At 63.3% G+C, this 12,169-nt stretch carries 11 protein-coding genes; 4 read left to right on the plus strand and 7 right to left on the minus strand.

All coding sequences use genetic code 11. The features are described 5' to 3' along the window. Positions 1-107 precede the first annotated feature (107 nt). Positions 108-1,283, minus strand: a complete 1,176-nt coding sequence (locus SLT36_RS16890; protein ID WP_432283617.1) for a diguanylate cyclase — start codon at positions 1,281-1,283, stop codon at positions 108-110. Between the two features lie 257 nt (positions 1,284-1,540). Here SLT36_RS16890 and parE point away from each other — a divergent pair, with 257 nt between their 5' ends. Then, positions 1,541-3,601, plus strand: coding sequence for a DNA topoisomerase IV subunit B (gene parE / locus SLT36_RS16895; RefSeq protein ID WP_432288374.1), 2,061 nt, complete (start codon positions 1,541-1,543; stop codon positions 3,599-3,601). Positions 3,602-3,632: 31 nt separating this feature from the next. On the opposite strand, the gene SLT36_RS16900 is transcribed toward parE, so the two are convergent. Then, positions 3,633-4,754 (minus strand): DUF2336 domain-containing protein, encoded by a 1,122-nt coding sequence (locus SLT36_RS16900; protein ID WP_432283618.1) that lies wholly within the window; start codon positions 4,752-4,754, stop codon positions 3,633-3,635. Positions 4,755-4,901: 147 nt separating this feature from the next. On the opposite strand from SLT36_RS16900, the gene SLT36_RS16905 reads away from it, so the two are divergent. Both SLT36_RS16905 and SLT36_RS16910 read left to right on the plus strand, forming a co-directional pair. Beyond that, positions 4,902-5,357 carry a MaoC family dehydratase gene (locus SLT36_RS16905; protein ID WP_067961733.1) on the plus strand — a complete coding sequence of 152 codons (456 nt, stop codon included), beginning with the start codon at positions 4,902-4,904 and terminating at the stop codon, positions 5,355-5,357. Further along, a complete protein-coding gene (locus SLT36_RS16910; protein ID WP_432283619.1) occupies positions 5,357-6,238 on the plus strand; it encodes an HpcH/HpaI aldolase/citrate lyase family protein in 882 nt (293 codons plus the stop codon). Before SLT36_RS16905 ends, SLT36_RS16910 begins: the two co-directional genes overlap by 1 nt. 3 nt (positions 6,239-6,241) lie before the next feature. Here the strand turns inward: SLT36_RS16910 and SLT36_RS16915 are convergent, their stop codons facing one another. Both SLT36_RS16915 and SLT36_RS16920 read right to left on the minus strand, forming a co-directional pair. Then, positions 6,242-6,847, minus strand: a complete 606-nt coding sequence (locus SLT36_RS16915; RefSeq protein ID WP_432283620.1) for a flavin reductase family protein — start codon at positions 6,845-6,847, stop codon at positions 6,242-6,244. Positions 6,848-6,852: 5 nt separating this feature from the next. Beyond that, positions 6,853-7,437: a nitroreductase family protein gene (locus SLT36_RS16920; RefSeq protein WP_432283621.1), complete on the minus strand. Its 585-nt coding sequence runs from the start codon at positions 7,435-7,437 to the stop codon at positions 6,853-6,855. A gap of 139 nt (positions 7,438-7,576) precedes the next feature. Here SLT36_RS16920 and SLT36_RS16925 point away from each other — a divergent pair, with 139 nt between their 5' ends. Further along, on the plus strand, positions 7,577-8,545 hold the full coding sequence (locus tag SLT36_RS16925; RefSeq protein WP_432283622.1) for a hypothetical protein: 969 nt from the start codon (positions 7,577-7,579) through the stop codon (positions 8,543-8,545). A 95-nt stretch (positions 8,546-8,640) separates the two neighbouring features. On the opposite strand, the gene thrS is transcribed toward SLT36_RS16925, so the two are convergent. The 3 genes from thrS to yidD all read right to left on the minus strand — a co-directional run bounded on the left by thrS (position 8,641) and on the right by yidD (position 12,127). Next, positions 8,641-10,617 (minus strand): threonine--tRNA ligase, encoded by a 1,977-nt coding sequence (gene thrS / locus SLT36_RS16930; protein ID WP_432283623.1) that lies wholly within the window; start codon positions 10,615-10,617, stop codon positions 8,641-8,643. Positions 10,618-10,771: 154 nt separating this feature from the next. Next, positions 10,772-11,617 carry a class D beta-lactamase gene (blaOXA, locus tag SLT36_RS16935; protein WP_432283624.1) on the minus strand — a complete coding sequence of 282 codons (846 nt, stop codon included), beginning with the start codon at positions 11,615-11,617 and terminating at the stop codon, positions 10,772-10,774. Between the two features lie 147 nt (positions 11,618-11,764). Further along, on the minus strand, positions 11,765-12,127 hold the full coding sequence (yidD, locus tag SLT36_RS16940) for a membrane protein insertion efficiency factor YidD (protein ID WP_432283625.1): 363 nt from the start codon (positions 12,125-12,127) through the stop codon (positions 11,765-11,767). Positions 12,128-12,169: the final 42 nt, after the last annotated feature.

The raw sequence follows: 12,169 nt of genomic DNA on the forward strand, positions 1-12,169 counted from the left end.
CTGACCAGCAAACACTTTCATCGGCGGCGCACCTCACGGGCGCCGCCGATTTGATTCATGCTTCTGATTCAAATGCTTGCAGGCCGCATTTCCGGTCGCCAAAACCGTCAGGCGAACAAAAGCTCGGGCTCGCGGTAGGTACCGCTGTCCGCAGTCTCTGCCGTTGCAACGCGGTTGCGGCCGGCGCGCTTGGCGGCGTAGAGGGCTGCATCGGCGCCGAGAAGCTGCTGCTCCAGGCTTCTGGCCTCGTCATCGCCAAAACAGACACCGACGCTGACTGTGCTCCTGAGCGGGCCGAGCTTGGTGCCGACAACCTCGGCGCCAAAAGACGCGCCGATCTTACGCAGGATGTCGTAGACCTCCAGCGCGCTCTTCCCCGCGATGACGATGGCAAACTCCTCGCCGCCGAGGCGGAACACCTCGACACCGTCCCGGGACTGCCTTCGTACGATGTCCGCGAACCGTTGCAGCACCCGGTCACCCACGGCATGGCCGAAGATATCGTTGGTGCGCTTGAAGTGGTCGAGGTCGACCATGGCCAAAGCCATGCTCCGGCCGAAGCGGGTGTCGCCATGCAGCGAGTTCAGAGCTCGCCGGTTCATCAGGCCGGTCAGCGGATCGGTCAGCGTTTCCTCGGTCAGCCGGCTTTGCGTGCGCAGATGATGGAAGGAGATGGTAAGCGCGCCGAGCGCGGTCATGCAGGCAACGACAACGACCGTGTTGACGTCCTCGGCCCAGTTTTTCGGCACACCGCCCAGCACCCACTGCTTGTGCTGGACGATGACGAAAGCGCAGAGTGCAAAGGAGACGGCGCTGCTGCCGGTGAGCAGCGAGACCGGGGCCAGCACGCGGCGATCGACGTCCTTGCACGTCCAGAACGCGGTCGCAGTCATGACAAGGATGCCTGTCACGGCCGAATAGGCGATGACGAAGCCGATGCCGTCGAAGCCAGCGGCGGTGACTGCGACCGTCAGGGCGATGATGCCGGCCACCGGCAGAGCTGCCGGTTTCGACCAGCCACGCTCGATATACTGGTCGGCGGAGGTGAAGACGACGAAGAAGCCGGCGACGAGCAGCGCCAGCATGCCCTGCCCAAGCCATGGCGAGGCATATTGGCCGTAGAGCCAAAAGGCGATGACATGGGTGACGAGAAGTAGTATCCCCACCGCCATCGTAAGCACGAAACGGGACTGACGCGCCGTCAGCCAGATCGCGACGAGCGTTCCGCTCAGGCACGCCCCCGAAAGGGCCGTGGCGAGCAACAAGGAACCGAAGTCAAGCACGGGGGCGCGGCCTTCCTGATGTCCGAATGTTCGGGCAGCAGTTATTGGACATTCCGGGTAAGCCGCAACCTAAGACAGGCGCTGTCACCGTCGTTCAACTGCTGCGACTTCGGTTAGCGTTTACGAAAGGTTGCGCCGGCCCTGCCAATTCGGGCATATCGAACGGGCGGGGGACGAACAGATCAGGAACTGTTGCCGGACCGGCAAAACTGGCAAACTCGACAAGTGATTCGCAGCGCGGAAAAACCCTATTGAGCATGGACGACAACAGCGACCTTTTCGGCAATCTCGGCAATCAGCCTGCACGCCCCGTTTCCCGTCCGGTCGACCCGCTGGTCGCTGCGGCCGCTGCAGCGAAGCGCCCTGCTCCGGCAAAGGACGCCAGCGACAGCTACAGTGCTGCCGACATCGAAGTTCTCGAAGGCCTGGAGCCCGTCCGCCGTCGCCCCGGCATGTATATCGGCGGCACCGACGAAAAGGCGCTGCACCATCTCTTTGCCGAAGTCATCGACAACTCGATGGACGAGGCGGTGGCTGGCCATGCGACCTTCATCGAGGTCGAGCTCGACGCCGAGGGTTTCCTCACCGTCACCGATAACGGTCGCGGCATCCCGGTCGATCCGCACCCCAAGTTCAAGAACAAGTCGGCGCTCGAGGTCATCATGACCACGCTGCATGCCGGCGGCAAGTTCGACTCCAAGGTCTACGAGACCTCGGGCGGTCTGCACGGTGTCGGTGTCTCCGTCGTCAACGCGCTCTCCGACCAGCTCGAAGTCGAGGTGGCGCGCAACCGCAAACTGTTCCGTCAGCGTTTTTCGCGCGGCGTCCCGCAGGGCGGACTGGAAAGCCTCGGCGACGTCCAAAACAGGCGCGGCACCAAGGTGCGCTTCCACCCCGACCCCGACATCTTCGGCAAGGGCGCGCATTTCCTGCCGGCCCGCATCTACAAGATGGCGCGCTCCAAGGCCTATCTGTTCGGCGGCGTCGAAATCCGCTGGAGCTGCGATCCGGCACTCATCAAGGAAAAGGATGAAACGCCGGCCAAGGCCGTGTTCCATTTCCCTGGCGGTCTCGGCGACTATCTCAAGGCCTCTCTCGGCAACGAGATGCAGGTCACCCGCGAAATCTTCTCGGGCAAAAGCGAGAAGCAGAGCGGCCACGGCTCGGTCGAATGGGCCGTCACCTGGTTCGGCGGCGACGGCTTCATCAATTCCTATTGCAACACCATCCCGACCGGTGACGGCGGCACCCATGAGATGGGTTTCCGCAATATTCTGACCCGCGGCCTGCGCGCTTATGCCGATCTGGTCGGCAACAAGCGCGCCTCGATCGTCACCAGCGAAGACGTGATGATCTCCGCTGCCGGCATGCTGTCGGTGTTCATCCGCGAGCCTGAGTTCGTCGGCCAGACCAAGGACAAGCTGGCCACCGTCGAGGCGATGCGCATCGTCGAAACGGCGATCCGCGATCCGTTTGATCACTGGCTCGCCGACAATCCACAGGAAGCTTCCAAGCTGCTCGACTGGGTAATCGCCCGCGCCGACGAGCGTGTGCGCCGCCGCCAGGAAAAGGAAGTGTCGCGCAAGAGCGCGGTGCGCAAGCTGCGCCTGCCCGGCAAGCTGGCCGACTGCACGCAGAATGCGGCAGCAGGTGCCGAACTGTTCATCGTCGAGGGCGACTCGGCAGGTGGCTCGGCCAAGCAGGCACGCGACCGCTCGATGCAGGCGATCCTGCCGCTGCGCGGCAAGATTCTCAACGTTGCCAGCGCCGGCAACGACAAGCTGGCATCGAACCAGTTGATCGGCGACCTGATCCAGGCGCTCGGCTGCGGCACGCGCTCGAAATACCGCGAAGAGGACCTGCGCTACGACCGCGTCATCATCATGACCGACGCCGACGTCGACGGCGCGCACATCGCCTCGCTTTTGATCACCTTCTTCTACCAGGAGATGCCAGAGCTCGTCCGCGGTGGGCACCTCTACATGGCGGTGCCGCCACTCTACTCGATCCGTCAGGGCGGCAAGGTCGCCTATGCCCGCGACGACGCCCACAAGGAGGAGTTGCTGAAGACCGAGTTCACCGGGCGCGGCAAGATCGAGATCGGTCGATTCAAGGGCCTCGGCGAGATGATGGCCTCGCAGCTCAAGGAAACGACGATGGACCCGAAGAAGCGCACGCTGCTGCGTGTCGAGGTCAATGAGAGCGAAGACGACACCAAAAGCGCCGTCGACGCGCTGATGGGCACCAAGCCGGAGCTGCGTTTCCGCTTTATCCAGGAACGCGCCGAGTTCGCCGCAGCGGACGCGCTGGATATCTGATCCGGATTTGAATGAAGAAAGCGGCCCGCCGTCAGGCGGCCGCTATCGCCAGAGCGTGGCCGCGGGCGTTTTCACGCAGGGCTTCGAGGTGGATCGACTTCACCAAAGAGGCCAATTCGCCTTCAGCTGCCTGGCCACCCAGTTCCTTGAGCATCAGCCAACTGACCTCCTGGGCACCGGCGACACGACGGCCATTGGCAACTTCGCGCCAGATCTTCAGCGCCCGCAGGATGATCGCGTGTGTCGCATCAGCGAGGCCGGCGGAGCGCAACAGCGCGGTCAGCGCGACGTCTTGCCCAGCAGAAAGCAGCGCCCTCACCCGTGGTTCGTCGCGACCGGTCAGGACGACAAGGGCAGCGCCGAAGAAATCGACCTTGCCATGGGCAAGGATGCGGATGATGAAGCTTGCGGTCAGGTCGCCGCGCAATCTGAGATGTTCGACAAGCGCCATGTGTTCGTTGGCGCGGGTGCCCTCGATCAACGTCAGCGAAGACTTGACGCAGGCATCGCGCGTCACCTTTTCGGCGCGCGCGGCGCCCATCAATGCCATGACGAAGGGCGAGGCCTTCAAGGCCTCGCCGAGCTTGACCAGGAGCAGGTGCCGGCAATCGGACGGCAGGCGCAGATCGGCGACAAGTGCCTCGCGCACGTGCGCATCATGGCCCAAGCGCTCTGCCATGCGGCGGAAGCTCAGCGAGGCGATGTCGGCGCCATAATTCTGCAGCAGCACGACACAGGCCTCAGCTTCGCCGACTTCGGCAATCGCGGCAGACAGCGACATCGAGACGACTGGCCGGTCGGCAACGAGTTTCTGGATGGCGCTCGAGCCCGATGCGACGCGGTCGATGAGATCGGCATCGGTCAGCAAGGGAGAACGCGCCAGCACCATCGCCGCAACGTCGGGCTGGTCGGCGGCAAGAGCTGCGATGATCTGGAGCGGTGCGTGAACGCTCATCGAAAGCGCCTCGGCCAGCGCCTGGCGCACCTTCGAAGACGGGTCGTCGAGCAACAGCGTGAGCGCCGCTTCAGCTGCGCATCGATCCTCGAACGGCATCTCGCGGTTGACATAGGCGCTAGCAAGTGCGGCAGCCGCGGCCGCCCGCTCGCCCACCTTGGCTGTGTCTATCCATTTCAGGAAATGCGAAACGACCATCCGCTTTTCTTCGCCCCTGGCAGCAAGCGCCCAAACCCAATGACGACCCTAGGAAGAAAAGGTTTACGAACGGTTCACCATATCCGTTAACCCTTGCCGGGCCGCGAGGCAGCGCCTATCAAATCCGCACAACGGGAGGAGTTGCCGATGGCTGGACTGTATCTTGAGGAATTCGTCGTCGGCCAGGTGATCCGGCATCAGCTCACCAAGACCGTCACCGAGAGCGACAACATGTTCTTCTCGACGATGACGCTCAACCCCCAGCCGCTGCACATCGACTTCGACTTTGCCGCCAGGAGCGAATGGGGCAAGCCGCTGGTCAATTCATTGTTCACGCTCGGGCTGATGATCGGCATTTCAGTGCACGACACGACGCTCGGCACCACCATCGGCAATCTCGGCATGACCGAGACCACCTTCCCGCATCCGGTCTTTCACGGCGACACGATTCGTGTCGAGACGGAGGTGCTTTCGGTGCGCGAATCGAAATCGAAAACCGATCGCGGCATCGTCGAGTTCCTGCATTGCGCCTATAATCAGGACGGCGCGCTCGTTGCCAAATGCCAGCGCCAGGCGATGATGATGAAGAAGAAGGCGGCCTGATGCGCTCGCTGCTGTTCGTTCCAGGCGATTCCGAAAAGAAGCTCGAACGCGGTTTTTCGTCCGGCGCCGACGTCGTCATCGTCGATCTCGAGGATTCGGTCTCACCTGACAACAAGGCGCATGCGCGCGGCGTCGCCGCCAACTTCATCGCCAGCAAGCGCAACGACACCCGCGCGTCGATCTATGTGCGCGTCAATGACCTTTCGACCGGACTCACCGACGACGACCTCAGGGCGATCGTGCCGATCGCGCCAGACGGCATCATGCTGCCCAAGTCGAATTCCGGCGCCGACGTCCAGCATCTCTCTACCAAGCTGCGTGTGCATGAGGCGGAAAACGGCCTGCCGGACGGCGCCATCCGCATCATCCCGATCATCACGGAAACCCCGACCGGCGTGCTGGCGACCGGCAGCTATGCCGGCGCAAGTGCCCGGCTTGCCGGGCTGACATGGGGGGCGGAAGACCTTTCGGCGGCCATCGGCGCACGCGTCGCACGCGACAGTGACGGCCGCTACACCGACGTGTTCCGCCTGGCGCGGGCAATGACGGTGCTGGGTGCAGCGGCAGCCGACGTTGCCGCTGTGGACACCGTCTTCGTCAACTTCCGGGATGGCGAGGGCCTGCGCGCCGAGTGCCTCGAAGCCGAGCGTGACGGCTTCACCGCCAAGATGGCGATCCATCCGGACCAGGTCGCCATCATCAACGAGGCGTTCACGCCGACCATTGATGCGGTGGCACACGCGGCCTCCATCGTCGCCGCCTTCGAGCAGGCAGGCAATCCGGGCGTGGTCGGCATCAACGGCAAGATGTATGACCGGCCGCATTTGCGCCTCGCCCAGCGCCTGCTGGCCCGGGCACGTGCTGCCGGCGTCGCCGGCTGAGGTTCAGTCCTCCCAGCGCGGCCGCCGCATCGAGAAGATGGCATCGATCGTCGAATAGTCCATGTAGCCGAGGCGCGAGACGTTGCCGGCCTTGACGACGTCGAACATCCCGTCGGTCAGATAGGCCTCGTCGATGTGGATGCCGACGACCTCGCCGATGACGACGATGGCGCCGGTTTCCTGGCCGTTCAGGCCCTTGGGCCGGAAGATTTCGGTGACCTTGCATTCCAGCGCAGCGGGTGCCTCGGCGACGCGTGGCGGCGCCACCAGCCGCGAAGGCACCGGGGTCAGCCCGGCATAGGCGAACTCGCTGACACCGCGCGGCGCATTGACCGAACTCTTGTTCATCTTTTCGGCCAGGTCGCGCCCGACGAGATTGGCAACGAACTCCCTGGTTTCGCTGGCGAAGGTGGCGCTGTCCTTCTGACCCTCGGAGGAAAACCACACCAGCGGCGGCTTGCCGGACAGCGCGTTGAAGAACGAATAGGGCGCGAGATTGACCGCCCCATCCTTGCCGACGGACGAAATCCAGCCGATCGGCCGCGGCGACACCAGCGACTTGAATGGGTCATGCGGTAGTCCGTGGCCTTTCGACGGCTCGTAGAACACCTGTGCTAGCCCTCCCAAGGCCCGGCATAGTCAGCATAGAGCTTTGCCACGTCTGGACGCTGGCGCTCCTGTCCGGCTCCATCATAGGAGCCGATATGGACGAAGCCGACAACACGTTCATGCGGCGCAAGGCCAAGCAGTGCGCGGCCCTCTTCGCAATCCGAATACCAGTTGGTGATCATGTTGGTGCCGTAACCGAGCGCATTGGCTGCGGTAATCAGGTTCATCGCCGCCATGCCGCCCGACAGGAACATTTCCCATTCGGGGATCTTGGGGTGGACCTTGGGGCTGGACACCACGCCGATGACCAGCGGCGCGCGCGAGAATCGAGCAAGCTCCTGGTTGCGTCGGCCTTCCGGCAGCGGTCCTTCCCGGCGTTCAGCCAAGTCAGCCAGCTTCTGGCCGATCTCGACACGCACGTCGCCGCGATAGAGGATGAAGCGCCAGGGCTCTAGCCGGCCGTGGTCGGGCACGCGGCTTGCGGCCGCCAGAATGGTGGCGATCTCGGCGTCGGACGGTGCCGGCGCCCGGAGTTCGGGGATCGGCGCGGAGTTGCGGGTCAGCAGGAAGTCGATAATCGGCGATGTCACGGCGCGGGCACTCCTTGGATGTTGGGCTGAAGCGCCTGTCCGTAAATGGTGGCTGCTCTGGCATCGGCGCAGTGCGGTTGAGAACCCATCGCGCCGGAATAGCCTTGAAATTGCCACCGCCTTGCGCTTCAAACAAGGGATGCTGAGGGGATCCTTCCGACTTTTCGCACCGATTCTGGCTGTCGCACTGTTCGCAGTGCAGCCTGCGGCCGTTTTCGCGCAGGACGGTGCCGCAGCAATCGACGGGTTGAGCCTTCCCGGCATTTCCAGTTTTGCCTCACCGCGCGGCGACGAACCGCTCGCAACAGGTGCGCTCGGCGAAATCACGCTGACCGCGCAATTGACCGACAAGGGCAGCGACATCGGCCGCGGCCTGGTCTGGCGCGTCTTCCGCCCCGAGGCCGGACCCGACGGGAAGCTACCGCTGGTCGCCTCGGCCCAGGGCGGCACCAGCATGTTCCAGCTGCCGCCCGGCAGCTACCTCGTCCATGCCTCCTATGGCCGCGCCGGCGCCACCAAGCGCATCACCGTTGGCAAGCAGGGCAAGCGTGAGAGCCTGGTGCTCGACGCCGGTGGCCTGAAGCTCGACGCCGTACTTTCCGGCGGCGTCCGCATCCCGCCGGCCAAGCTCAAATTCTCGATCTTCGAAGGCGATTCCACCAGCGACGGCGAACGCGCGCTGATCATCCCCAACGTCGCACCCAATTCGGTAGTCCGGCTCAATTCCGGCATCTATCACGTCGTCTCGACCTATGGCAGCGTCAACGCCGTCATCCGCTCCGACATCCGCGTCGAAGCCGGCAAGCTGACCGAGGCAACCGTCGAGCACCGCGCCGCCGACGTCACCTTCAAGTTGGTGCGCGAAGCCGGCGGCGAAGCCATCGCCGACACGTCCTGGTCGGTGCTGACAGAGTCAGGCGACCCGCTGCGCGAGGCTGTCGGCGCCTTCGCCTCGATGGTGCTGTCGGAAGGCGACTACACAATCATCGCCAAGAACCGCGACCGCATCTACCAGCGCGACTTCACCGTCGTTGCCGGCCGCAACCAGGACGTCGAAGTCGTCGCCTCGGAAGACGCCGCCATCGACCCCAACGAAGGCGCCGACTAGGCTTCAGCAAGTCGTCTGACTTGCGGACCTCTGAACCGAAAAGGGCGGCATCGAGCCGCCCTTCTTGTTTGTCTCAGGCTGTGAGCCTGTTTGTGTCAGGCGGTAAGCGCGCGGCGCCTGTCCGGCGTCATCGCCTCATCGACAAGTGCTGCGATCGCCTCGTCGAGGCCCATCGACACCTGGTCGCGCGAACCGAGACGGCGGACATTGACGGTGGCCTCTTCCGCCTCGCGCTTGCCGCAGACAAGAATGACCGGAACCTTGGCCAGCGAGTGCTCGCGGACCTTGTAGTTGATCTTTTCGTTGCGCAGGTCGACTTCGGCCGACAGGCCAGCGGCCTTGAGCTTGGCAGCGACCGAACGCGCATAGTCGTCGGCGTCCGAGGTGATCGTCGTCACCACCACCTGCTGCGGCGCGAACCACAGCGGGAAGTGGCCCGAATAGTTCTCGATCAGGATGCCGAGGAAACGTTCCATCGAACCACAGATGGCGCGGTGGACCATGACCGGCTGCTTCTTCTCGGAATCCGAGCCGATGTAGAAGGCGCCGAAGCGTTCGGGCAGGTTGAAATCGACCTGGGTCGTGCCGCACTGCCATTCGCGGCCGATCGCATCACGCAGGACGTATTCGAACTTGGGGCCGTAGAAGGCACCCTCGCCCGGATTGATCGACGTCTTGATGCGGTTGCCGGACTGCGCCTCGATGGTCTTGAGCACATTGCCCATGATCTCTTCGGCGTGATCCCATGCCTCGTCGGAGCCGACGCGTTTGTCGGGCCTTGTCGACAGCTTCACCGAAATCTCGTTGAAACCGAAGTCGGCATAGGTCGACAGGATCAGATCGTTGATGCGCAGGCACTCGGCGGCGAGTTGTTCCTCGGTGCAGAAGATATGCGCATCGTCCTGGGTGAAGCCGCGCACGCGCATCAGTCCGTGCAGCGCGCCCGACGGCTCGTACCGGTGAACGTTGCCGAATTCGGCGAGCTTCACCGGCAGGTCGCGGTACGACTTCAGGCCATGCTTGAAGATCTGCACGTGACCCGGGCAGTTCATCGGCTTCAGCGCAAAGACGCGGTCGTCGTCGGTGTCGTCACCAGCAACCGTCACCTTGAACATCGCGTCGCGATACCAGCCCCAGTGGCCCGAGGTCTCCCACAGGCTCTTGTCGAGCACCTGCGGCGCGTTGACTTCCTGGTAGCCCTGCTGGTCGAGGCGGCGGCGCATGTAGCTGACCAGGTTCTGGAACATCTTCCAGCCCTTGGCATGCCAGAACACGACACCCGGCCCCTCTTCCTGGAAATGGAACAGGTCCATTTCGCGGCCGAGGCGGCGATGGTCGCGCTTCTCCGCCTCTTCCAGCATGTGCAGATACTGGTCGAGCTGGGCCTGGTCAGCCCAGGCCGTGCCATAGATGCGCGTCAGCATCGGGTTGTTGCTGTCGCCACGCCAGTAAGCACCGGCGACCTTCATCAGCTTGAAGGCGCTGCCGATCTGGCCGGTCGAAGCCATGTGCGGGCCGCGGCACAGGTCGAACCACTCGCCCTGGGCGTAGATGTTGAGGTTCTGGTCCTCGGGGATCGCGTCGATCAGCTCAAGCTTGTAGGCCTCGCCCTTGTCGCGGAACACCTGCTTGGCCTTGTCGCGCGACCAGACCTGCTTGGTGAACGGCTTGTTGCGGCCGATGATCTCGCGCATCTTCTTTTCGATCGCCGGGAAATCCTCCGGCGTGAAAGGCTCGTTGCGGGCGAAATCATAATAGAAGCCGTTGTCGATGACAGGGCCGATGGTGACCTGGGTTCCGGGCCACAGCTCCTGCACGGCCTCCGCCAAAACATGCGCGGTGTCGTGGCGGATCAGCTCGAGCGCGCGCGGGTCGTCGCGGGTCACGATCTCGACCTTGCCGGACTTGCCGAGCGGATCGGAAAGATCGCGCACGGTGCCGTCGACGGCATAGGCCACCGCCTTCTTGGCCAGCGACTTCGAGATCGACTCGGCCAATGCAACACCGGTCATTGCCGCGTCGTAGTCGCGGACGGAACCATCGGGAAATGTCAGGGAAACGGAATTCGACAAAGCTCTTCTCCTATCCAGTCCCGCAAACGAGCGCGGGTGGTAAAAAAACCGGATGCGTCCGGCAGCGAGGGGTCTTTTAGGGGGAGTTTTCTGGCTCGTAAAGCCAAACAGCGGCGCTTCGAGCGCCGCTGCGTCATTTCGGAGGAGCCTGGAACTAGTTGGCCGACTTCATCAACCCTGGCAGATCGGTGAGGAAGTCGGCGCGCACCTTTGGTCCCATGAGTACCGGGCTCTTGCCTTCGTTGACGAACAGCCTGGCAAAGACGACCTTCCGGCCGTCCTTTTCGGCCCAACCGACGAACCAGCCAAACGGCCTGGTGCGATTTTGGGTGCCTGCCTTGTTGGTCAGCCAGCCGGTACCAGTCTTGCCCTGGACCTTCCAGTCGCCGGCGTCGAAGGCAGGCAGGATCTGGCCGGTCATGTCGTATGCCTTGGCCGAGACCGAAAGCTTGCGATCGAGAATACGCCTGATGAATGCCGCCTGCTCATCTGGCGAAATCTGCAGCGACGAACTCAGCCACGAGTGGGTCAGGCCATCCTTTTTGCCCGGATTGCCCGTGATGTCGCCATTGCCGTAGTTGAAGCTCTGGACATAGCCGGCAAAGCGCTCGTTGCCGAGCTTGCGGGTGATCTGCTGGGAGTACCAGACGACGGAATCCTTTTCCCAGATCGTCGGGTCGACGGGCCTGTGGTCGCGTTTGATGGCGTTGAATTCCGGTTTGTAATCCCAGCGCGGCGTATGCGCATCGGTGAGGATGCCGGCATCATAGCCCATCAGTGCCAATGGCACCTTGAACGTCGATGCCGCGCTCACGCGCCGGTCACAGGTACCGTCGCGGCGCAAGGTCGCGCCGTTCTGGGCATCGACAATCAGCGTGCATTCGAACACCGGCTTGAGCGCCGCATCATTGGCGGCCGCCTGCGCCGCGGCAAAAGGCACTGCAAGCAGAGAGAAGAAAGCGAAGATCGAAGATCGACGAAACGAAACAAGCACTGTCATGACATCCTCTGTCGGTTGGCGGCAAAGGACTATGGACGGCAATTGTCTCGAATATGGCTCAACTTGGACTGAGCTGTCTTAGCCTGAGCAAAGGGTAAACCGGAAAATATCGGCGTTAACTGATATGCGGCGCGCGCTGCATCCACTTCAATGCCCCGATGGACGTCGACCAATCAGCCAATAGCGCCACGGCACGTACCAAACATAGGGCGCGGCAAGGCTCTCCGGCACCCGGTCGATGCCATGGGTGCCCCAGGGGCCGCAACGCAGGACGCGAAACAGGCCCATCCAGCCGCCGGCCCACAAGCCGTGGCGCGCAATCGCCTCATGCGCATATTCCGAACAGGTCGGCAGGTGCCGGCACGAATTGCCGATAAAGCCCGAGAGCGTCAGCTGGTAAAGCCGGACCAACGAGGTGCCGAGCACCCGGCCGGGCGTCTTGCGCCACGGCCCGGCCCAGTTGCGGCCGCGCGCGGCGGTGCCGCGTGATTGGTCATGTCCGTGGTCCATCGTCTCCGCCGATCGGAATCTATTCGCTATAGATGTCCATTC

The organism is Aminobacter sp. BA135, assembly GCF_050859125.1.
GTDB lineage: Bacteria > Pseudomonadota > Alphaproteobacteria > Rhizobiales > Rhizobiaceae > Aminobacter > Aminobacter ciceronei.

Coding starts and splice junctions, on each gene's coding strand:
- parE (WP_432288374.1), top strand. CDS start 1,541: ATGGACGACAACAGCGACCTTTTCGGCAATCTCGGCAATCAGCCTGCA.
- SLT36_RS16900 (WP_432283618.1), bottom strand. CDS start 4,754: ATGGTCGTTTCGCATTTCCTGAAATGGATAGACACAGCCAAGGTGGGC.
- SLT36_RS16905 (WP_067961733.1), top strand. CDS start 4,902: ATGGCTGGACTGTATCTTGAGGAATTCGTCGTCGGCCAGGTGATCCGG.
- SLT36_RS16910 (WP_432283619.1), top strand. CDS start 5,357: ATGCGCTCGCTGCTGTTCGTTCCAGGCGATTCCGAAAAGAAGCTCGAA.
- SLT36_RS16925 (WP_432283622.1), top strand. CDS start 7,577: ATGCTGAGGGGATCCTTCCGACTTTTCGCACCGATTCTGGCTGTCGCA.
- blaOXA (WP_432283624.1), bottom strand. CDS start 11,617: ATGACAGTGCTTGTTTCGTTTCGTCGATCTTCGATCTTCGCTTTCTTC.
- yidD (WP_432283625.1), bottom strand. CDS start 12,127: ATGGACCACGGACATGACCAATCACGCGGCACCGCCGCGCGCGGCCGC.